Here is a 22,665-nt window from a genome sequence, read left to right as displayed (position 1 = left end):
CCCGCCCGCCACCCGAGACCGCCCCGTGACCGCTCAAGGCGCCGTCCCATGACCATTGGAGGAATGACCCGAAGCGAACCGAAGACCGCACTGATCTTCGGCGTCTCGGGCCAGGATGGCGCCTATCTTGCCCAGCTGCTGCTGGGCAAGGGCTATACGGTCCACGGCACCTCGCGCGACCGGGAGATGTCGGGCTTCGCCAACCTGCGGCTGCTCGACATCTTCGGCCGCGTCGCCCTGCATTCGGCCGTGCTGACCGACTTCCGCAGCGTGGTCGAGGTGATCGCCCGCGTCCGCCCGGCCGAGATCTACAACCTCGCCAGCCAGGCCTCGGTCGGGCTGTCCTTCGACCAGCCAGTCGAGACGCTGAATAGCACCATCACCAGCACCATCAACATCCTGGAGGCGATCCGCTTCCTCGGCCTGGACACCCGCTTCTACAGCGCCTGTTCCAGCGAATGCTTCGGCAACACCGAGGCGCCGGCGGACGAGGCCACCCCTTTTCATCCCCGCAGCCCCTACGGCGTCGGCAAGGCCGCCGCCTATTGGGCAGTCGCCAACTACCGCGATGCCTATGGCCTGTTCGCCTGCTCCGGCATTCTGTTCAACCATGAATCGCCGCTGCGGCCGACCCGCTATGTCACGCAGAAGATCATCCGCGGCGCTGCCGACATCGCCGAGGGCAAGGCCGATACCCTGGAGCTGGGGACGCTGTCGATCGCCCGCGACTGGGGCTGGGCGCCTGAATATGTCGACGCCATGGCCCGCATGCTGGCCCTGGACGAACCCCAGGATTTCGTGATTGCCACCGGCGAGGCGAGCCGGCTGGAGGACTTCGTCGCCCAGGCCTTCTCCTGTTTCGGGTTGGACTGGCGCCGTCATGTCGTCAGCAACGCGGACCTGTTGCGCCCGTCGGACATCGCCTTCAGCGTCGGCAACTCCGCCAAGGCGGAACAGCTGCTGGGATGGCGGGCCGAACGCCGGATGGCTGAGGTGGTCAGCGGCCTGGCCGACGCCGAAATGGCACGCCGGTCGACAGCCTGAGAATCCGGCGGCCGATCTCCACAGCCTTTTCAGAGAAAGCCCATCCCATGTCGGCCAGGAGCAAGCTCGTCATCAACATCGAGGTGGATGACCGCACCGTCCTGTTCCCGGACGGCAAGTTCCTGTCCCACATCGCCCTGCATGAAAGCAAAACGCCAGAAGACGACGACGCCGTGCGGCTGGAGGGCGTCTTCCTGTTCAATGAAAGCCGGCTGGGGCCGGAGATAGCCTGCTTGGACGTCAATGACGCCCGCGAGCTGGCCCGGTCGATCCTGGACGCCGTGTTCCAGGGCCGCACCCAGCATGTCCTGTCGGAGGCTGCCAAGGTCGCGGTGGTTTTCAACCCGAACGGCTTCGTTCTGCGCTTCGGCGAAGGGGCGGCTCTGCGTGAGCTGTTCATCGGCTCTCCCGCCATCGTCCGGCTGGCCCAGGGCGTCCTGAGGATGGCCGACCGGCTGTCGGCACTGCCCGCGCACTGATCCCCCCCGCCCGGCCGAACGGCTGGTCGCGCTCCGGTCAGGCCGTCTCCTGAAGGAAGCGTTCGATCGCCCGGATCGACGCCTCGTCGTCAAACAGGACGCCGCATCGCTCGAGGATGCGCTGCCGGACCTGGGCGCGTAGCAGCGGGTCGGTGCCAAGCCGGACCGCCCGGTTGACATAATCGGCCAGATCGTTCGCAATGCAGTCGTCAAGCCCCATCAGCTTGTAAAAGCCCAAGGTGTGGCGTCCGCGCATGAAGGCACCGGGCCAGGTCACCACCGGCGTGCCGAAGGCTAGGGCATCCAGACTTGTCTTGCCGCCGCTATAATGGAACGGGTCGAGCATGACATCGGCGTCAGCGGTCAATGCGATGAAATCCTCAGCTCCCAACCCCGGCAGCAGGTGAATGCGGTAGGTCACATCGGGTCCCTTGGCGGCCAGCCGCGGGATCAAAGCGGCGCCTTGGCCACGCGGATCGACGAAGACGAGGATGCCGTCGCGGTCCCGCCGCAGAATCGCGATCAGGGCCTCGTCAAAGTCGGGATGAATCTTGAACAGGCTCTGCGGGCAAAGGTAGAGCCGCCTTTCGGCGGGCAGGCCGAAATCGATGCGGGTCTTGCGCGGCTCAGCCAGTCGCGGGCGCCGGTAGCAGATGGTCGGGCCTGGCAATCGGATCAGGCGTTCGCTGTAATGAGTCTCGCCATCCTCCGGCTCCATCGCATCGCAGCTCAAGAAGCAGTCCAAGGTGGGAATGCCGGTGGTATCCGGGTGCCCCCAGGTCAGGTATTGCCGCGGCGCTAGCCGGGCGAATGCGAGGAAGTAGGTGAAGGGCGACATGCCGATATCGGTGTAGTAAAGGACATCCAGCCGCAACTCGGCAATGATCCGCCGTGCTGTATCGAGATCGCATGGAATGTCGACGGCCCGGTCCACCACCATGCGCAGATGGCGCCGCAGGTCGTCGTCCGGCCCAGGTGTGAAGAACAGCACCACCTCGAAGCGCTCACGCGACAGCCGCTCAATCAACCCTTCGTTCAGCATGCCAATGGTGTGGCTGCAAAAATAGTCGGAGATGAAGCCGACGCGCAGCCGCCGTTCGGCCCTGTCTTCCGCCCTACCGGTTCCCCCGGACTCCCGGCAATGCTCGGCGGTGTAGAGCAAGGAGGGGCAAGCCTCCTGATACAAGGCGGCCAACTCACTGTTCAAGGCCCGATTGTCGAGCCCATGATAGGACAGAAAAAAGGAGGTGACACCGACTTCCCGCAACGGGTCGGCGATGCGCAGGCCGTGCTCGCGCGCCTGCAGCAGCACCGCGGCGCAATGGGTGCGGCTTTCCTCGATCTCAGCCGCTGAGTGGGGAATGACCGACAAGCTCAACGCTTCGCGCACCAGAAGCCCATCTCCGCCACCCAGCCACCAAGCTTGGCGGTAAGCCCGCCGCGCCTCGTCCAACTGGCCGGCACGCTGGGCAACGATGGCAACCTTGCGGTAGGCCTCCGCCATACCGGGTTCCAGCGCCAGCCGATGCCTGAAGGGAATGAGCGCCTGCGGGTTATGGCCCTGGTCGCTCAGACAGCTTCCCAACCCATCGAGCAGCCGAGCATCGGCCGGCCGCAGCCGCAAGGCACGATAGAAGGCCGCCGCCGCATCGGCCCTGGGACCAAGGGAATGGAGCAGGATGGCCCGGTTCACTGCATAGACCGACTGGCCCGGATCAAGAAGCATGGCCGTGCCAATGTGGGCCAGCCCCTCCTCGCCCCGGCCAGACGCGCACAAGGCGGTGCCCAGCATGTGCCGGGTGACGGCATGATCGGGCGCCAGCCGCAGAACCGCCCGCGCGAGCGCTGCTGCCTCGGCGAAGTGCCCGGCGGCATGAAGCTGCTGGGCATGGGTGAAAACATCTTGGATCGAAGCCATCAGGAGCCAGAGCAGTGAAGGCGGAACGGACCGCCATCACCTGTGCGGTCCCATAACGGACCCTAGCCAGCTTCTTCCAGGCTTTCCACTCCGTCCTCCGCGAGCTCGGAACACGGCTTACCATAGAAGGTCCGCACAAAAAGAAAGGGGCGCCCTTGCGGGCGCCCCTTCCCTTTACCGCGGTACTTGGGCTTAAGCCCCCAGTCATCAACCGAGGTTGATGTCGGAGAGCGAGAGCACCGTGCCGTTGTACACGCCGAGCAGGCGAACCTCGGTGGCGGCCACCTGGCCGTCGCCGTTGGTGTCGACCACCTGGTACAGGCCGGAGTTCGTGCCGTTGTTGGCCAGAACCAGCGTGCTTGCACCAGCCGACGAGTTCGTCAGCGTACCCAGGGCCGTGCGGAAGTTGGCCAGCGAAGCATCCGTCAGGCTGCCGCTGACGACCGAGGTCAGGCTCACCAGCTCATTGGAGCTGACGTTCACGCCGTTGGTCGCCGCAGAGGCCGTCGACAGCGAGGCATCGCCGTTGCGGTCCGCAGTGGTCCGGGCCGTACCGGTCAGCTGCACCTTGTCGGTGCCCGACTGGAAGTTCGACACAGAGACGAATCCGGTGTTCGAACCCAGCGACGCAATGTCGAGGGACGAGTACACGACCGTGTCAGTGCCGCTGCCCGAAGCCAGGGTCAGGCTGTCGCCCGAACCACCCTGGAAGCGGATGCCCGAGCCGCTGGTGACCGTGATCGAGTCGGTGCCGGCACCGCCGATCAGCGTCTCGATACCGGAGACCGACATCGTCACACCGGTGTCACCCAGCGTGATCACGTCGTTGCCGGTACCACCGGTCAGGGTCTCGATGCCACGCAGCAGAACCGTGTTGCCGCCATCGCCGAGGCTGACGATATCGGAACCGGCGCCGCCGACCAGGATCTCGATCCCGCTCTCGGCCCGCATGGTGACGCCCGTGTCGCCCAGGATCACCAGGTCGCTGCCCGCACCACCGATCATGGTGTCGATGCCGCGAGTGATAACGGTGTTACCCGAGGAGCCCAGGGTCACGACGTCCGAACCGGTGCCGCCGACCAGGAACTCGACGCCCGAAGCCGTCATCGTCACGCCGGCCGAACCGGTGAAGACGATGTCGGTGTTCGCGCCACCCACCAGGGTCTCGATGCCCGCTACGGTGACCGTGTTCGGCGTGTCGCCCAGGGTGATGACGTCGGTGCCCACGCCGCCGACCAGGGTCTCGACCGCACGGGTCAGCAGGGTGCTGCCCGAAGTGCCGAGGCTGATGATGTCGCTGCCGGCGCCGCCGACCAGGATCTCGATGCCCGAACCCAGCGCCATGGTGACGCCGGTGTCGCCCAGGAACACCAGGTCGCTGCCCGCGCCGCCCGACAGGGTGTCGATGCCGCGGGTGATGACGGTGTTGCCCGAGGAGCCCAGGGTCACGACATCCGAACCGGTGCCGCCGACCAGGAACTCGACGCCCGAAGCCGTCATCGTCACGCCGGCCGTACCGGTGAAGACGACGTCGGTGTTCGCACCGCCGACCAGGGTCTCGATGCCCGCCACGGTGATCGTGTTCGGCGTGTCACCCAGGGTGATCACGTCGGTGCCCACGCCACCGGTCAGGGTTTCGATGCCGCGGGTCAGCAAGGTCGTGCCCGAGGTGCCGATGGTCACCACGTCGGTGGCGGTGCCGCCAACGAGGATCTCCAGGTTCGCACCCAGGGTCAGCGTGTTGCCGGTGTCGCCCAGGAACACCAGGTCGGAACCCGCACCGCCGATCAGCGTCTCGATGCCGCGGATGGTGGTGGTGTTGCCAGCCGTACCCAGGGTCAGGACGTCGGTGCCGGCAGCGCCGACCACGAAATCCGCACCCGAGACGGTGAGGGTCGAACCAGCCGTGCCGGTGAGGATCACCTCAAGGCCCGTGCCGCCGATCAGGGTCTCAATGCCAACCGCCAGCAGCGTGCCGCCGGCCGTGCCGATGGTGACCACGTCGGTGCCCACGCCACCGGTCAGCGTCTCGACGCCGCTCACCAGCAGGGTGTTGCCCGCCGTGCCCAGCGTGACGATGTCGGAGGCGATGCCGCCGATCAGCGTCTCGATGCCGCCGACGATCAGCGAGTTGGCCGTGTTGCCCAGCGTGACGACGTCGGTGCCCGCGCCGCCGGTCAGCGTCTCGATGCCGCGCAGCAGCACCGTGTTGCCGGCCGTGCCGAAGGTGACGACATCCACGCCCGTGCCGCCGACCAGGATCTCGAGACCCGACGCCAGCAGCGTCGAACCGCCCGAACCCAGGAACACGAGGTCGGAACCCGTGCCGCCCGTGATGGTCTCCAGCGCGTTGGCAACCAGGGTGTTGCCCACGGTGCCCAGCGTGACGACGTCGGTGCCCACGCCACCGGTCAGGGTCTCCAGACCCGAAACCAGCAGGGTGTTGCCCGCCGTGCCCAGCGAGATCAGGTCGAGGCCTGCGCCGCCGGCCAGAGTCTCGATGCCCGAAGCCAGCATGGTGGTGCCGGTGTCGCCGATGGTGACGACGTCGGTGCCGACGGAGCCCGTCAGGGTCTCCAGGCCACGCACGATCAGGGTGTTGCCGGCAGTGCCCAGCGCGACGACGTCGGTGCTGGTGCCGCCGACCAGGATCTCGATGCCCGAGGCCAGGACGGTGCTACCGGCCGAGCCCAGGAAGATCACGTCGGTGCCCGAACCGCCGGTGATCGTCTCCAGCAGGTTGGCGAGCAGCGTGCTGCCGGCCGTGCCGATGGTGATCAGATCGGTGGTGGTGGAACCGGTGATGGTTTCCAGAGCCGAGACCAGCAGGGTGTTGCCGCCCGTGCCCAGCGTGATCGCATCGATGCCCGTGCCGCCGCTCAGCGTCTCGATCAGCGTCACCGCGAGGGTGTTGCCGGCCGAGCCGAGGGTGACGACGTCGGAGAGCGTGCTACCGGTCAGGGTCTCCAGACCCGAAACCAGCAGGGTGCCGCCCGTGGTACCGATGATGATGGCATCGGTGGCGGCGCCGCCGATGATCGTCTCGAACAGCGAAACCGTCGCGGTGTTGTTCGTGTCGCCCAGCGTCAGGACGTCGGTGCCGACGTTACCGGTCAGCGTCTCGATGCCGCGGAGCAGCACCGTGTTGCCGGCGGTGCCCAGCGTGACGACGTCGGTGCCCACGCCGCCGATCAGGATGTCGATGCCCGACACCGAGACCGTCGACCCGGCCGTGCCGAGGAAGACCAGTTCCGAACCCGTGCCGCCGGTGATCGTCTCCAGCGCGTTGGCAAGCAGCGTGCCGCCGGCCGAACCGATGGTGACGACGTCGGTGCCCAAGCCGCCGGTCAGGGTCTCCAGACCCGAAACCAGCAGGGTGCTGCCAGCCGTGCCCAGCGTGATGGCGTCGGTCGCCGCGCCGCCGACCAGCGTCTCGATGCCCGAGACCACCGTGGTGGTGCCGGTATCGCCGATGGTGATGACGTCGGTGCCGAAGGAACCCGTCAGGCTCTCGATGCCACGGACGATGACCGTGTTGCCAGCCGTGCCCAGCGTGACCGTATCGCTGCCCGTACCGCCGATCAGGAACTCCAGACCGGAAGCGAGGACCGTGTTACCGGCCGAGCCGAGGAAGACGAGGTCCGTACCCGAGGCGCCGGTGATCGTCTCGATGCCCGAGGCCAGCAGGGTGCCGCCCACGGTGCCGAGCGTGACGACATCGGTGCCGACACCGCCCGTCAGGGTCTCCAGCAGCGACACCAGGATGGTGCTGCCGGCGGTGCCCAGCGTGACGACGTCGTTGCCGACCTGACCGGTCAGGGTCTCCAGGCCGGACACCAGGATGGTGTTGCCGAGGACCGAACCGATGGTGATGACGTCGGTGCCAACCGAACCCGTCAGCGTCTCGACAGCCGAGACGAACAGGGTGTTGCCCGACGTGCCGATGGTGATGGCATCGGTGGCGGCGCCGCCGACGATCGTCTCGAACAGCGAAACCGTCGCGGTGTTGCCCGTGTCGCCCAGCGTCAGGATGTCGGTGCCGACGTTACCGGTCAGCGTCTCGATGCCGCGGAGCAGCACCGTGTTGCCGGCGGTGCCCAGCGTGACGACGTCGGTGCCCACGCCGCCGATCAGGATGTCGATGCCCGACACCGAGACCGTCGACCCGGCCGTGCCGAGGAAGACCAGTTCCGAACCCGTGCCGCCGGTGATCGTCTCCAGCGCGTTGGCAAGCAGCGTGCCGCCGGCCGAACCGATGGTGACGACGTCGGTGCCCAAGCCGCCGGTCAGGGTCTCCAGACCCGAAACCAGCAGGGTGCTGCCAGCCGTGCCCAGCGTGATGGCGTCGGTCGCCGCGCCGCCGACCAGCGTCTCGATGCCCGAGACCACCGTGGTGGTGCCGGTATCGCCGATGGTGATGACGTCGGTGCCGAAGGAACCCGTCAGGCTCTCGATGCCACGGACGATGACCGTGTTGCCAGCCGTGCCCAGCGTGACCGTATCGCTGCCCGTACCGCCGATCAGGAACTCCAGACCGGAAGCGAGGACCGTGTTACCGGCCGAGCCGAGGAAGACGAGGTCGGAGCCGGCGCCGCCGCTGATGGTCTCCAGCAGGTTGGCGACCAGGGTGTTGCCCGCGGTGCCCAGGGTGACGACGTCGGTGCCCACGCCACCGGTCAGGGTCTCCAGACCCGAAACCAGCAGGGTGCTACCCGCCGTGCCCAGCGTGACGACGTCGATCGCCGTACCACCGGTCAGCGTCTCCAGCAGGCTGGCGAGGATGGTGTTGCCGGCCGAGCCCAGGGTGACGACGTCGGTGCCCACGCCACCGGTCAGGGTCTCCAGACCCGAAACCAGCAGGGTGCTGCCCGCCGTGCCCAGCGTGACGACGTCGGAAACTGTGCCGCCGATCAGGGTCTCAAGACCGCTGACGGTCAGCGTGTTCGCCGTGTCGCCCAGCGTGACGACGTCGGTGCCGACACCGCCGGTCAGAACCTCGATGCCGCGCAGCAGAACCGTGCTGCCGGCCGTGCCCAGCGTGACCACGTCGGAAGCCGTGCCGCCGACCAGGATCTCGACGCCCGAAACCAAGACGGCGTTGCCCGTGGTGCCGAGGTAGACGAGATCGGAACCGGCGCCGCCGGTGATCGTCTCCAGCAGGCTGGCGAGGATGGTGTTGCCGGCCGAGCCCAGGGTGACGACGTCGGTGCCCACGCCACCGGTCAGGGTCTCGACCGTATTGACCAGCAGGGTGCTGCCGGCCGTGCCCAGCGTGACGATGTCGGTGGTCGTGCCGCCGATCAGGGTCTCGATGCCGCCGACGGTCAGCGTGTTGGCGGTGTTGCCCAGCGTGATGACGTCGGTACCGACGCCGCCGGTCAGAACCTCGATGCCGCGCAGCAGAACCGTGCTGCCGGCCGTGCCCAGCGTGACGGTGTCGCTGGCGGTGTCACCGACCAGAACCTCGACGCCCGAAACCAGGACGGCGTTGCCCGAGGTGCCGAGATAGACGAGGTCGGAGCCGGCGCCGCCGGTGATCGTCTCCAGCAGGTTGGTGAGGACGGTGTTGCCGACCGAACCCAGGGTGACGACGTCGGTGCCGACACCGCCGGTCAGGGTCTCGACCAGGGTGACCAGCAGGGTGTTGCCGGCCGTGCCCAGCGTGACCACATCGGTGGACGCGCCGCCCGTCAGGGTCTCGATGCCGCCGACGGTCAGCGTGTTGGTGGTGTCGCCGAGGGTGACGACGTCGGTGCCGACGCCGCCGGTCAGGATCTCGAGACCGCGGACGGTCAGCGTGTTGCCGGCCGTGCCCAGCGTCACGACGTCGGAAGCCGTGCCGCCGACCAGGATCTCGAGGCCAGAGGCCAGAACCGTGCTACCGGCCGAGCCCAGCGTGATCACGTCAGAGCCGGCGCCGCCGCTGATGGTCTCCAGCAGGCTGGCGAGGATGGTGTTGCCGGCCGAGCCCAGGGTGACGACGTCGGTGCCCACGCCACCGGTCAGGGTCTCCAGACCCGAAACCAGCAGGGTGCTGCCCGCCGTGCCCAGCGTAACGACGTCGCTCCCCGCACCGCCGGTGATCGTCTCAAGCAGGTTCACCAGCATGGTGGAGCCGGACGCGGCGATCGTGACCACGTCGGTGGTGTTGCTGCCCACCAGGGTTTCCAGCAGCGAAACCTGGAGGGTAGAACCGGCAGTCAGGGTGATGAAATCGGTGCCGGTGCTGCCGATCAGGGTCTCAAGCGTCGAAATCGACACCGTGTTACCGGCCGTTCCGAGCGTGATGACATCGGTACCAACGTTACCGATAATTGTAGAATACTGCCCCAATGTTAGGGTTGAACCCGTAGTTACGCCTACGGTGTAGGGTCCAGCCATTAGTAATCCCCTTCAGGTTTGGTTCGCCGGCAGATGAACCATTCTAAGGTGTGCGTCACACTGGATGCAGGCAGACAGACTCAGTCCTAGCGCGAACTAACACACCGTGCCCTTGTTATCCGAAGGACTGCGCCTATGGCAATCCGTTTCTACCGAAGTGGGTAGACCGGACTGGCCGGTACTGCGGCGCTCTCTGGAAGGGACGTCCCGAATGGCTGGGTGCGCTTCTCCCAAGTCTTTGCAATGGCTTGAGAAACGTCGGGTATGACGAAATCGCAACAGGGCCCGTGAAGTTGGTGGTACCCACTGTTCTATCGGTTTCCGGACAGAAGCTTGGCCACAGGAAGGAGGGGAGGCGAACTCGAATCGAGCACAAGACGACAAAGACTTGCGTGACTTGCACAACTTGGCCACCCATCCCCGGCCAAGCCCTGGCTTCGATGGTGATGGCTGCGTTGTTACAAGTTGATAACACGGGCTGTATTTCGTTTACCGCCGCAGCGAGGATGCGCTTGGAGAATTCGGGAACACCCGTTATTCCCTTGCGGCGACAGGCGCTGCCGGACAGCCACCACACGAAGACACCCAAGGGCCAGGGACGACCGATCGAGCATGGCGACCATTCAGGACGCGCTCGCCGCAGCAGTGCGGCATCATCAGAGCGGCCATCTGGCCGCGGCAGCGCGGATCTACCGTCGTATTCTGGAGATCACGCCCGCCCAGTCCGACGCCCTGCATCTGCTGGGGCTGGTCGCCCGACGCGCCGGGCAGGGGGGAGCGGCGCTCCGCCTGATTGCCCGCGCCCTGCGGATCGATCCGGCCATGGCGGAAACGCGGCTTAACATGGGCAACCTGCTGCGTGACCAGGGGCAGGCGGCCGGAGCGGCGTCGGTCTATCGCGACGCCATCGCCCTGCGCCCGGACTTCGCCGCCGCCTATGAGAATTTGGGCGGGCTGCAACGCGGGCTGGTCCGCTTGGCCGATGCTCGGGATTCCTATCGCCGGGCGGTCCTCCTCGCCCCCGCCGGGGCGGAGGGCCATGCCGGGCTGGCCAACGTCCTGCAGGAACGCGACGCCCTGCCGGATGCCGTCGCCACCTATGCCCGCGCCATCGCTCTCGACCCCACCCATATGGCCGTCTGCAACAACCTCGGCATCGCCCTGCGCGGGCTGGACAAGACGGAAGCCGGGGCGGAGAAGGCGGCGGCCTGGCATCGCCGCGCCGTGGCGCTCGACCCATATTTCGCCGCCGGCCACAGCAGCCTCGGCCTAGCCCTTCAGGAACAGGGCCGGCTAGAGGACGCGGCGAACGCCCATGCCCGCGCCGTCGCCATCGATCCGGGTTTCGCCGGCGGCTATGCCAACCATGGCAACGCCCGGCTGAACCAGAACCGGCCGATTGAGGCCATCGCCGGCTTTCGCCGCGCCGTCGCCATCGACCCGGCCGGGCCGGATGCCCGCCGCAACCTCGGCATGGCACTCCTGGTCGCCGGTCGCTTCGAGGAGGGCTGGCGGGAATATGAATGGCGGCTGCGTTGCAAGGATGCCCCCACCCACGCCGCCATGCCCAAGCCGCGCTGGAACGGCGAACCGCTGGATGGCCGCCGCATCCTGCTGCACGGCGAACAAGGTCTGGGCGATGCCCTGCAGTTCTGCCGCTATGTCCCCTTGGTGGCGGCACGCGGCGGCCGGGTGATCCTGGGCCTGCCGGCACCGCTGGAGCGGGTGATGGCCGGGCTGCCCAACGTGGAGCGCTTCGTCAGCGGCCAGCTCCCCACCGACGCCTTCGACCTGCATCTACCGATGCTGAGCCTGGGCGAGGTGTTCGGGACCCAGATGGACACCATCCCGCACCGCATTCCCTACCTGACGGCGGAGCCCGATCTCGTTTCGCGCTGGGGCGAGCGGCTGCGGGGACTGAGGGGCCTGAAGGTCGGCATCGTCTGGGCGGGATCGCCCACCCACGGCAACGACAGGAACCGCTCCATCGGCCTCGCTCCCTTCGCCCGGCTGGCCTCGATCCCCGGCGTCAGCCTGGTCTCCATCCAGAAGGGACCGACCGAGGGGCAGGCGGCAAACCCGCCCGGCGGCTTCCCCCTGCTGAACCTGTCGCCCGACATCAAGGACTTCGCCGACACCGCCGCCATCATGGCCGGCCTCGATCTGGTGGTCTGCGTCGATACCTCCGTCGCCCATCTCGCCGGCGCGCTCGGCGTTCCGGTCTGGGTGCTCATCCCTTTCGCCCCCGACTGGCGCTGGATGCTCGACCGCGAGGACAGCCCCTGGTATCCCACCATGCGCCTGTTCCGGCAGGACCGCCCAGGCTCCTGGGACGACGCCATCGACCGCATGGAACGCGCCTTGCGCGGACGCGCCGCTTCTTCCCCCCACCCCCGAACCGGACCTTCCGACATGCCGATCCTGGCGCCCGTCTCCTGGGGCGAATTGCTGGACAAGATCACCATCCTCGACATCAAGGCCGAACGCATCCCCGACGCCGACAAGCTGGCCAATGTCCGGCGCGAGCGCGAGGCGCTGGTCGCCGTGGCGGCGCAGGCCGACACCGCGCGTGCGGAGGTGGCGACGCTGATCGACGATCTGCGCGCGGTCAACACCACCCTGTGGGAGGTCGAGGACGAGATCCGCGACTGCGAGCGTGCCAAGGATTTCGGCCCGCGTTTCGTGGAACTGGCCCGGCAGGTCTATCACACCAACGACCGCCGCGCGGCGCTGAAGCGCGATCTGAACCGCCTGCTCGGCTCCGAGCTGGTCGAGGAAAAATCCTACCAGCTCTATTGAGGCCGGGCAGCTCTCATCCCCTGCAACTGAAGGGTCCTGCTCCATGACCGCCGAAACCGCAACCGGGACCGCTGGCCTTCCGACCGACCGAAGCGCCCCGGAGCATCGTGCCCTGGAACAGCTTCTGTCACAGGTTCTGGATCTGTGCCGGTCCGGCCGGCCGGAAGAGGCGGAGGGGCCCTACCGCGAGCTTTGCGGCAACCCGCCGGGCGATGCGGCCGGGCTGCTGTCGCTGGCCGAAGCCGCCCGGATCCTGGGCCGGCCGGCCGACACCGTGGCCTGGGCGCAGGCCGTGGTGCGGGCGCAGCCGGACAGCGCTGACGGCTGGAGCGTGCTGGCGATCGCGCTCGTCGCCGCCGGCCGTGCCGACGAGGGGTTCGCGGCGGCTGCCGAGGCGCTGCGCCGGGCAGGGACCGGAGCGGCCGATGTCCAGGCGTCGATCCAGGCTCACCGCGCCCAGGCGCTCGCCCGGCTGCGCCGCGGCCAGCTGGCCGAGGCGGCGGCAACCTGCGACGAGGCGTTGCGCCTTGCCGACGGTGCGCCCCAGCCTGCCCAGACGCTGCGTCAGGCACAGGCCGAGACGCTGGGCACCTTGGCGCTGGTCCGCATGCTGGAGGGTCGGGCCGAGGAGGCCGAGGCACTGTTCCGCCGGGCGCTCTCCCACCGTCCGATCCTGCCGGAGATCCTGGGCAACCACGCCTCGCTGCTGGCCCGGCTGGGCCGCGACGAGGAGGCGCTGGAGCAGGCCGAACAGGCGGTGGCGCTGCGTCCGCGGCTGACAGGAACCCTGCACCTGATCGGCACCCTGCACCACCGCGCCGGCCAGCCGGAATCGGCCATCGCCGCCTTCCACCGGGTGCTGGCGGCCGATCCCGGCCATCTCGACGCCCGGCTGCGCCTGGCCGACAGCCTGCGCATCGCCGGCCATTGGGAGGAAGCGGCAACCGTCTGCCGCGACGGGCTGGCGCGCATCGCGAACCCAGACGATCCCGCCCGGACGCCGCTGTTGGCTAATCTGGGCGCTGCCCTGCAGACCGGCGGCGACGCCGCGGGCGCGCTGAAGGCCTACCGCGAAGCCCTGCGCCTCGCCCCCGACCTGCCGGAGGTCCACAACAACCTCGCCCGCCTGCACCAGGAAACCGGCAACCCTGACGCCGCCATCGAGGAGCTGCGCCGCGCCACCGCCAGCCGGCCGGCCAACCAGCCGCTTCCACTGCCGCTGCGCCGCGCCCTGCTGTCGCTGCTGGTCGCCGCCGGCCGCACCGCCGAGGCGGAGGCCGAGGCCTTCGGCATCGCCCGCACGGCACCGGAGGATGCGGAGCTGTGCTTCGGCATCGCAGCCCTGTTCCTGCAGGGCGGCTGGCGCGACCAAGCCCTGCCCTATGTGCGCAAGGCGATCCGCCTCGCCCCCGACGTGCCGCGCAACTGGATCGCCTTCACCGAGGCGCTGCGCGATGCCGCACCGCCGGAGCCCGAAGAGGGAGTGGACGAGGGACTGCGCGCCGATCTGCTGGCCGCACTCGCCCGGCCGGAGGTGGAGAGCGCCGGACTGTCCCGCGCCATCGCCGGCGTCCTGATGGCCTCACCGATCCTCAAGACCCTCGCCGCCCTGCCGGAGGATGCCGGCCCGTCCCTGGACGGCGCCAGCTTGGCGCTGCTGGCCGACGGTTCGCTCGCCGGGCTGGCCGAGGATGCGCTGCTGCTGGCCCATCTACGCGCCGCCCCGGTCTGCGATTCCGCACTGGAGCGTGCGTTGACCCGGCTGCGCCGGGTGCTGCTGCTGGCGCTGACCAACTCCGGGCTGCCCGACCGGCCGGCTTGGCGGGCCCTGTGCGCCGCCATCGCCGAGCAGTGTTTCCTCAACGAATACGTCTTCGCCGAGACCGACGGCGAGTTCCAGGTACTGGCGGTTCTGGTCCGTGCGGCGGAAGCGGCGCTGGACCGCGACGACCCGCCGCCGACGGTCCTGGTCGCCCTGCTCGGCGCCTACCGGCCGCTCTACCGCTGGGAACGGGCCGCCGCGCTGCAGGCCCTGTCCTGGCCCGACGAGATCGCCCAGCTGCTGAACCGGCAGGTCGCCGAACCGCGGGCGGAGGCGGCGATCCAGGCGGAACTGCCGGCGCTGACGCCGATCGGCAATCCGGTGTCGGTCGGCGTGCGCGCCCAGTACGAGGAAAACCCCTATCCGCGCTGGATGAACACCGGCCTGCTGCCGGATCCGGTGCCGCTGCCCCGCTTCCTGCACGCCCTGTTTCCGCATGCTGCCCTGCCCGCCTCACCGGCCTGGGACGCGCCGGGCTGGGAGGCGCCGGAGGTGCTGGTCGCCGGCTGCGGCACCGGGCGCGAGGCGGTTTGGGCCGCCTCCACCTTGAAGAACGCGCGGGTGCTGGCGGTCGACCTCAGCCGCCGCAGTCTCGCCTATGCCACCCGGCAAAGCCGGCGGCTGGGCCTAAGCACCATCGAGTTCGCCCAGGCCGACCTGCTGGAACTGGGGACGCTGGGCCGCCGCTTCGACGTGATCCACAGCGTCGGCGTCCTGCACCATATGGAGGACCCGATGGCGGGCCTGCGCGTTCTGCGCGGGCTGCTGCGCCCGTATGGCGTGATGGAGGTGGGGTTCTACAGCGCCACCGCCCGTCGACCGGTTCTGGCCGCCCGCCACTTCATCGCCGAGCGCGGCCACCCGCCTACGCTGGACGGCATCCGCCACGTCCGCCGCGACATCCTGGGCTTGCCGGACGATCATCCCGCACGCGCCGTCGTCCATTCCTCGGACTTCTACGGCACCAGCGCCTGCCGCGACCTGCTGATGCATGTCCACGAGCTGCACGTCACCCTGCCCTGGCTAGCCGACGCGCTTGCCGCGCTGAAGCTGGAGTTCCTTGGCTTCCGGCTGGCCGATCCGGCGGTGGCCGCGCTTTACCGCAAGCGCTTCCCCGAAGACCCGGCGATGACCTCGCTCGCCCGCTGGGACCGGCTGGAGGCGGAACACCCAATGATCTTCGGCGGGCTGTACCAAGCCTGGGTGCGCGGATGACCATCTTTCGGCTTTGAAGCTCAGCCGCCATGAGACCGATCACGTCCAGAGTCGGACCTGTCTTATACCGTTTTCCAAAGGAGGTGCGGCATGGATGAAGAAATCGGTCTTCTCCGGTACAATTCGATCCCGCTCTTGTGCGATCACATCCTGGATTGCGCAAAGGAATATTATGAGCCGTTCGGAGTCCTGCCCCTCCACTCGAACCCACCTTTCCGTCCTCACGAGGTGAAGGCAGGCGATACCGTCTTCGTGAAGACGGATCTCCTACCGTTCTTCGAGAGCAACGTCCTGCACCTGATCAATAATCCCTTCGTTCTGGTCACTGGCGTGAGCGACATCACGCCAGACGCCCACCGCCATCTGCTCAACGACCCCAGGATACGGGAATGGTGGGGCTGCAATCTGCCGAAATGGTCATCGTCCGTTCATCAGCTTCCGATCGGATTCACCGAGAAGCAGCGGCCCTATGGCCGGCAATCCCTTATCCTCGACCATGCGGGCGGATTGCCCTGGAATGATCGCCCCATTGAGATCCTATGCACCTTCCTGTCCAAGACATCGGTGGATAGAAGCGAACTCCCCAGCGATGGCGTGTTCATCTGCGAGAACCGGATGGATTATCGTTACTATCTGGCTCTCATGGGAATGTCCAAGTTCGTTCTCTGTCCCCAGGGCAACGGGGTGGACACGATCCGTGTGTGGGAGAGTCTGGCAACGGGCGCCGTTCCGATCGTCACATCGGGCATCCTGGATCCGCTCTACCACGATTGCGGGTGCGCCGTGATTCCCGACTGGTCCCAGATACGGACCGCCGCGGAAATCCGGGATGGAGAAGACAGGCGCCAAAGAACGATGGAAGGATTCGCCAAGCGCGACGGCATCCTGTTCCTATCCCATTGGCGCGACAGAATGAAACGTCTCAAGACGCTCTGATTCCGATCCGCTCCGCTTTCGAACAAAGCATAATAAGCCTTGCACACCCATGGAGATGTTGATGCTTCACTTTTTCTGGTCACCATACATCTTCAGGGAAGACTCTTATAGAAAATACGAAGCGAACAATGCCGAAATCTGCAAATATGCACGCCGAGTTCTCGGGAAATACACAGACGTCCATCTGGATAATTTCACAGCGTCCCGGGTGACCCGCAACCCGTCCGATATCCTGCTCGGACACACCACCTTCGATCCGGTCGGGGGGTTGAGCGACGATTGGGTCCGTGACAACGCCTTGGCGTCCGGCGAGCCCTGCCACCCCAACACCTACCTCATGGTCCCGATCCTGCCCGTGCAGATCGCCGAGCACAAGAAATGGTCCCCTTTCGTCGACAGCCAGTTCGACGCTGCCCGGCTGATCTTCGGCATCTGCGGCGATTACTGGTACGAGCAGATCCAAGCACTGCCGGCCGACACGCCGATCGGCCGGATCAAGCACAAGCTGGTTCGCATCGACATGGGATGCGAAGCCCGCCTGTTTGGAACGCCGCGCCGCTACAGCCCGGAAAGCATGAACGGCCTGCTGCATCTGAGCGACCTCCAGCCGCACAAGGGGTTCGACATGCTGCTCGACAGCATCGACCCCGCCCGGATGCGGCTGCATCTGGGCAGCGGCAGCCTGCGCAACCACGCCAACCAGCGGGTCCGCATCCGCGACAAGGAGGTCATCTCGCTGGGTTGGATGGACAACAGCAATCCGCAGGTGGACCGCTTCGTCAAGGAGCAATGCGCCTTCTACATCCACACCAGCTCCCTGGATGCACAGGCCACTGCGATCCTGGAGAATTGCGCGCGCGGACTGGTGCCCATCGTCACTCCGGAAAGCGGCTTCCGCTCCCCCCATGCGATCTATCTCACCCAGGATCCTGCTAGAAACCGTGAGATCATCCTTGCGGCGATGGCCATGAGCCCGGCGGAATACGAGGCACGCAGCACCGGCGTGGTCGAACAGATCCGGACAAATCACGCTTGGGAAACCGTCTTCGGCACGGTATGGGAGACCATCCAGGCCGACATACGGCACCGGCATACGGCGTGAGCAGCCCCACGATGACCACAGTCCCCACCAGTGCCTGCCGGCTGTGCGGCGGCAGCGCGATCCGCGTCTTCGAGACGGCGCTTCTCGGCCGGCATCAGGTCGGCTATTGGGAATGCACCCAATGCGGTTCCCTGCAGACCGATCCTCCCCATTGGCTGGACGACGCCTATACGCCAGACTGCATGATGCAGGACGTCGGCATCGTGCAGCGCAGCATCCTGCTGTCGCTCACGGTCCCGCCCCTGCTGGAGCAGCTCGGCGTCGGGGCGGGAACGCCGTGCCTGGATTGGGGCGGAGGCAACGGCCTGTTCACCCGCATGATGCGGGATCGGGGCTTCGCCTTCTTCCTGCACGACAAATACGTCGACAATCATTATGCGCTGGGGTTCGAACGCAAGGATACGGCAACCTCCGTGTTTCCGGTCACTACGGCGTTCGAGGTTCTGGAACACCTGCCGAATCCGACCCAGGACCTCGACGGCATCTTCGCCGCGGACTCCGACATCGTCATCACCACGACACAGCTTTACCGCGGGGAGGGGCCGGACTGGTTCTACCTGTCCCCCGACAACGGCCAGCACGTCTTCTTCTATTCGCTGCGCGCCCTCGACATGGTGGCGCAACGCCATGGCATGCGGCTGCACAGCAACGGCCAGACCCATGTCTTCTACCGGGAGCACCCCAAGCACCTGCGCTATTCGCCGGACCAGATCCATGCGATGGGCAAGGCGCTCTCCGATCCGGCGGGGCTGCTGGACAGCGGCCTTCGCGGATTGCAGCGTCATGTCCGGCAGGCTCCCTATCAGCATGTCGCCACCGACGCGCAGGCCGTGCTGGAACGTTTGCGCTCCACCCGTCCCACAGCCGCGCCGACCCAGGATCGCCTGCGCTTCCAAATCCGCCGCTCCCCGGCCAAGCCGCGGGTGATGATCGATTCCGTCTTCTTCCAGCTTCAGCGCACCGGCATCGCCCGTGTCTGGCACAGCTTGCTGAAGGAGTGGAGCGGCACCGACTTCGCCAAGCGGCTTCTGGTCCTAGACCGCAACGGCTGGGCACCGCGGGTGCCGGGCATCGACTACCGGATGATCGAGCCGCACGACTATACCGATCCGCAGCGCCAGCGGCGGCTGATCGAACAGTGCGGCCAGGAGGAGAAAGCCGGGGTCTTCATCTCGACCTACTACACCACTCCCCTCACCATCCCGTCGGTGATGATGGTGTATGACATGATCCCTGAAATGCTGAACATGAACCTGGCACAGCCGATGTGGGTCGAGAAGCGAGCCGCCATCGCCTATGCCCGGCGCTATATCTGCATTTCCGAAAGCACCCGCGCCGATCTGGAGCGCCTGCACCCGGAAACGGCGGGGCGGACCAGCCTCGCCTATCCGGGGGTCGATTCCTCTTTCCGCGTTCTGCCGGAATCCGACCGCCAGGCATTGCGAGCCGAGGTGCGCTGTCCCGATGGCTTCTTCCTGTTGGTGGGCGGCCTGCACGAGCACAAGAACGGCGTAGCCCTGGTCCGTGCACTGGCACAAATGCCGCCGGAAGAACGCCTGCCCGTCCTGTGCTCCAGCCGCCATGCGTCGCCGGACCAGCTGAACGGCCTGCCGGAGGGCGTCGAGGTCCGGCTGGTGCGGGCGGAGGACGACGCGCTGGTCCGCCTGTACAATGCAGCGACCGCCCTGGTCTTCCCGTCCTTCTACGAAGGCTTCGGGCTGCCGCTGATCGAAGCGATGGCCTGCGGGTGCCCGGTCGTCGCCTCCGACCTGCCGGTGCTGCGCGAAGTGGGCGCCGAAGCGGCGCTCTACATCGACCCGCGGTCCCCGGACAGCATCGTCCCCGCCCTGCGCGCCGTCCGCCACCCCGAGACCCGGAACGCCCTGATCCAGGCCGGCTTCGGCCGGAGCAAGCGCTTCACTTGGCAGGGAATGGCCGCCGCCGTTCGCGAGGTTCTGGAACAGGAGGCCGACCGGGCGGGGGCTTGAACCGCCTCACTGCCACCAGTCGTGATCGTCGGTAATCTCGGGATTGGGGATGTGGATGTCGCTGCCCGGCGGCAGGGCGATGAGGTTGACGGCGCCGACCCCATCGAACACGTCGGTGGAATTGCCGGCGAAGTTGCCGGGATGGAACAGGCGAGCCGTATGCCACCAGACCCGGTAGCCCATCGACCGGATCAGCCCGATCAGGGCGGGCGAGCGGTCGCGCCGGTCGTTCTCCACATACAGCACTGGCCGGTGGCGCGCGATCAGCCCGCCTGCCCCGCGTAGCACCGCCTCCTCCATGCCCTCCACGTCGGCCTTGAGCAGTCGGCAGGACGGCAGGTCCAGGCCGTCCAGCGTCACCAGCGGAACTAGCTCGCCATGGTCCCAGCCGCCGAGGCCGAGGGCGCCGAAATTGTTGGAGCGGCTCGGGTCGAGCGTCGGCACCCGAATGGATCCCGTTTCGTCCCCCACCGCCATGCGCCGCGCCCGCACATTGTCCGCCCCGTTCAGCACCATGTTGGCGCAGAGAAGATTGAACAGCAGTTCCTGCGGTTCGAAAGCGATGACGAAGCCGGACGGCCCGACCATGCGGGCGAGCGGCAGGGTCTGGGCGCCGATGTTGGCCCCAACCTCGACCACGACGTCACCCGGACGCACGACCGAGCGGAACACCGCCACCTCATGCTCGGCATATTCGCCGTAGAGATCGAGGGAACGGCCGACATAGCGGTCGTTGCGATTGTAGACCATCAAGCCGTGACGACACGGCCGCATGCGGTTGAAGCCGCCTTCCAGATCCACCGGTCCGTCGATCATCCGCCTGCTCCCATCCGGCCCGACCGGAATGGCCGCACCCCATGGCCTCTGCTGTAACCAAAGCAGGAATCGGAAGCCACGACTTTCCGCCCGCGCACCCTGCCGCCGCATCTCCGGCATTCCGGGTTCGGCATTTCACCATGGCACAGGGACGGGGGAGGCGCTACACCTAGGGCCCGTCGCCACCTTCGGCAGTCCCTCCGGGAGAGCAGCCCCATGTGCGGTTTCGCCGGCTTCGCCGGACCCGGCGGCGAGCGCGACCTCGCCGTCATGACCAGCATTATCCGCCACCGCGGCCCCGACGACGACGGCGTCTATGCCGACCAGAGCAGGACCGACAACAGCGGCGCGCTGCCGGTCCATCTGGGCTTCCGCCGCCTCGCCATCATCGACATCGAGGGCGGCCACCAGCCGATGGCGACGGCCGAGGGCGACCTCGTCATCGTCTACAACGGCGAGATCTACAACGCGCCCGAGCTGCGCCGCGCGCTGGAGCAGGCCGGCCACCGGTTCGTCACCGACCATTCCGACACCGAGGTGCTGCTGCACGGCTACCGGGAATGGGGTCTGGACATGCTGGAGCGGCTGAACGGCATGTTCGCCTTCTGCCTCTACGACCGCCGCCGCGGCCGGCTGGTCTTCGGGCGCGACCGTTTCGGCAAGAAGCCGCTGTTCTATGCCGAGACGCCGGACGGGCTGGTCTTCGCGTCGGAGGTCACCGCCGTCCTGTCGAATCCGTCGGTGCCGGACACGCTGGACCGCACCGCGCTGGTCAAGTATTTCGCCTACGGCTTCATCCCGGCGCCGCTGACCGCCCACGCCGCGGTGCGCAAGCTGCCGGGCGGCTGCAGCATGGTCTACGACCTGACCAGCCGGCGGCTGTCGGTCAGCCGCTACTGGGAATACCGCATGGTGGTGGACGACCAGCCGCCGGGCGGTCCCGACCAGTGGGCCGAGGAACTGCGCGAGCTGCTGGACCGTGCGGTGGAACGCCGGATGCTGAGCGACGTGCCGGTCGGCTTCTTCCTGTCCGGCGGCATCGACAGCGCTGCCATCGTGGCGCTCGCAGCAAAGCACCGCGACCCGGCGTCGATGAAGACCTTCACCATCGGCTTCGACGAGCCGAGCTTCGACGAGAGCGGCTATGCCGCCGATGCCGCGCGCCATTACGGCACCGACCATGCCTGCCGCACGCTGAACCTCGACACCGCGGCGGGGATGCTGCCGGAGCTGCTCGGCCGGTTGGACGATCCGATCGCCGATCCCTCCATCCTGCCGACGCATCTGCTGTCGCGCTTCGCCCGCGAACGGGTGACGGTGGCGCTGACCGGCGACGGCGGCGACGAGCTGTTCGCAGGCTACGACACCTTCGACGCGCTGCGCACCGCGCGGCTCTACCATCATGCCGTCCCCCGCCCGCTGCACCGGCTGGCAGAGGCGGTGGCCCACCGGCTGCCGCGGTCGGATCGCAACATGAGCTTCGACTTCAAGCTGCGCCGGGCATTGCGCGGGCTGGGGCACCGGCCGGCGCACTGGATGCCGGCCTGGCTGGGTCCGGCCTCGGTGGAGGAGGTGTCGCGGCTGTTCGGCACCGACCTGACCGCCGACGAGCTGTATGACGAGGCCGACGCCCTGTGGCGGTCGGGCGCCAGCCGGCACGACGTCGACCGCTCCATCGAGTTCTACGGCCGCTTCTATCTGGGCGAAAACCTGCTGATCAAGGCCGACCGCGCCAGCATGTTCTGTTCGCTGGAGACGCGCTCGCCCTTCCTCGACCGCGACCTCGTCGCCTTCGTCAGCCGCCTGCCGGCCGGCGTGAAGCTGCAGCCGAACGGCATTCGCGGTGGCACCCGCAAGTGGATCCTGAAGAAGGCGATGGCGCCGCTGCTGCCGCCGGCGATCCTGTCGCGGCCCAAGAAGGGCTTCGGCATCCCGCTTAGCCGCTGGCTGCGCCACCTGCCCCAGCCGCCGATGGAGACCGCGGCGCGCATCGGGGTGGACGGCGCCTGGCTGGCGGCGCGGTGGGACGAGCACCGCAGCGGACAGGCCGACCACCGCGGCCTGCTGTGGGCCTGGACCGCGCTCGCCACCGCGCTGGACCGCCCGGCCAAGACCCCGGCACCGATGGAAAACGCCGCATGAGCCTAGACAGTCTGGATCGTCCG

The 22,665-nt window shown here is 67.5% G+C and carries 11 protein-coding genes; 8 read left to right on the top strand and 3 right to left on the bottom strand.

Annotated features, from left to right (window positions below):
• The first annotated feature begins 63 nt into the window (after window positions 1-63).
• Both ACWPKK_RS30030 and ACWPKK_RS30025 read left to right on the top strand, forming a co-directional pair.
• Window positions 64-1,044 (top strand): GDP-mannose 4,6-dehydratase, encoded by a 981-nt coding sequence (locus tag ACWPKK_RS30030; protein WP_452011926.1) that lies wholly within the window; start codon window positions 64-66, stop codon window positions 1,042-1,044.
• Window positions 1,045-1,091: 47 nt separating this feature from the next.
• A complete protein-coding gene (locus ACWPKK_RS30025; protein WP_452011923.1) occupies window positions 1,092-1,523 on the top strand; it encodes a hypothetical protein in 432 nt (143 codons plus the stop codon).
• 37 nt (window positions 1,524-1,560) lie between these two features.
• Here ACWPKK_RS30025 and ACWPKK_RS30020 read toward each other — a convergent pair whose 3' ends face one another.
• Window positions 1,561-3,441 (bottom strand): O-linked N-acetylglucosamine transferase, SPINDLY family protein, encoded by a 1,881-nt coding sequence (locus ACWPKK_RS30020; protein WP_452011920.1) that lies wholly within the window; start codon window positions 3,439-3,441, stop codon window positions 1,561-1,563.
• A gap of 207 nt (window positions 3,442-3,648) precedes the next feature.
• A complete protein-coding gene (locus ACWPKK_RS30015; RefSeq protein WP_452011917.1) occupies window positions 3,649-9,702 on the bottom strand; it encodes a beta strand repeat-containing protein in 6,054 nt (2,017 codons plus the stop codon).
• Window positions 9,703-10,434: 732 nt separating this feature from the next.
• Between ACWPKK_RS30015 and ACWPKK_RS30010 the strand changes: the two genes are divergently transcribed.
• From ACWPKK_RS30010 to ACWPKK_RS29990, 5 genes are all read left to right on the top strand, one after another.
• Complete coding sequence (locus ACWPKK_RS30010; protein ID WP_452011914.1) at window positions 10,435-12,621, top strand: tetratricopeptide repeat protein; 2,187 nt, start codon at window positions 10,435-10,437, stop codon at window positions 12,619-12,621.
• A 43-nt stretch (window positions 12,622-12,664) separates the two neighbouring features.
• A complete protein-coding gene (locus ACWPKK_RS30005) occupies window positions 12,665-15,658 on the top strand; it encodes a tetratricopeptide repeat protein (protein WP_452011911.1) in 2,994 nt (997 codons plus the stop codon).
• 90 nt (window positions 15,659-15,748) lie between these two features.
• Complete coding sequence (locus tag ACWPKK_RS30000) at window positions 15,749-16,594, top strand: hypothetical protein (protein WP_452011908.1); 846 nt, start codon at window positions 15,749-15,751, stop codon at window positions 16,592-16,594.
• A 49-nt stretch (window positions 16,595-16,643) separates the two neighbouring features.
• Window positions 16,644-17,696 (top strand): hypothetical protein, encoded by a 1,053-nt coding sequence (locus ACWPKK_RS29995; RefSeq protein WP_452011905.1) that lies wholly within the window; start codon window positions 16,644-16,646, stop codon window positions 17,694-17,696.
• Between the two features lie 11 nt (window positions 17,697-17,707).
• On the top strand, window positions 17,708-19,684 hold the full coding sequence (locus tag ACWPKK_RS29990; RefSeq protein WP_452011902.1) for a glycosyltransferase: 1,977 nt from the start codon (window positions 17,708-17,710) through the stop codon (window positions 19,682-19,684).
• 6 nt (window positions 19,685-19,690) lie between these two features.
• Here ACWPKK_RS29990 and ACWPKK_RS29985 read toward each other — a convergent pair whose 3' ends face one another.
• Window positions 19,691-20,500, bottom strand: a complete 810-nt coding sequence (locus ACWPKK_RS29985; RefSeq protein WP_452011899.1) for an FkbM family methyltransferase — start codon at window positions 20,498-20,500, stop codon at window positions 19,691-19,693.
• 216 nt (window positions 20,501-20,716) lie between these two features.
• Here ACWPKK_RS29985 and asnB point away from each other — a divergent pair, with 216 nt between their 5' ends.
• Window positions 20,717-22,642 carry an asparagine synthase (glutamine-hydrolyzing) gene (gene asnB, locus ACWPKK_RS29980; protein WP_452011896.1) on the top strand — a complete coding sequence of 642 codons (1,926 nt, stop codon included), beginning with the start codon at window positions 20,717-20,719 and terminating at the stop codon, window positions 22,640-22,642.
• Window positions 22,643-22,665: the final 23 nt, after the last annotated feature.

The organism is Azospirillum largimobile (assembly GCF_977007025.2).
The sequence above is the reverse complement of the archived record's forward strand: the minus strand, read 5'-3'. Positions and strand labels throughout refer to the sequence as shown.

Bases quoted from the DNA above. Each gene is read 5' to 3' on its own strand.
- ACWPKK_RS30030 (WP_452011926.1), top strand. From the start codon at position 64: ATGACCCGAAGCGAACCGAAGACCGCACTGATCTTCGGCGTCTCGGGC.
- ACWPKK_RS30025 (WP_452011923.1), top strand. From the start codon at position 1,092: ATGTCGGCCAGGAGCAAGCTCGTCATCAACATCGAGGTGGATGACCGC.
- ACWPKK_RS30020 (WP_452011920.1), bottom strand. From the start codon at position 3,441: ATGGCTTCGATCCAAGATGTTTTCACCCATGCCCAGCAGCTTCATGCC.
- ACWPKK_RS30010 (WP_452011914.1), top strand. From the start codon at position 10,435: ATGGCGACCATTCAGGACGCGCTCGCCGCAGCAGTGCGGCATCATCAG.
- ACWPKK_RS30005 (WP_452011911.1), top strand. From the start codon at position 12,665: ATGACCGCCGAAACCGCAACCGGGACCGCTGGCCTTCCGACCGACCGA.
- ACWPKK_RS30000 (WP_452011908.1), top strand. From the start codon at position 15,749: ATGGATGAAGAAATCGGTCTTCTCCGGTACAATTCGATCCCGCTCTTG.
- ACWPKK_RS29995 (WP_452011905.1), top strand. From the start codon at position 16,644: ATGGAGATGTTGATGCTTCACTTTTTCTGGTCACCATACATCTTCAGG.
- ACWPKK_RS29990 (WP_452011902.1), top strand. From the start codon at position 17,708: ATGACCACAGTCCCCACCAGTGCCTGCCGGCTGTGCGGCGGCAGCGCG.
- ACWPKK_RS29985 (WP_452011899.1), bottom strand. From the start codon at position 20,500: ATGATCGACGGACCGGTGGATCTGGAAGGCGGCTTCAACCGCATGCGG.
- asnB (WP_452011896.1), top strand. From the start codon at position 20,717: ATGTGCGGTTTCGCCGGCTTCGCCGGACCCGGCGGCGAGCGCGACCTC.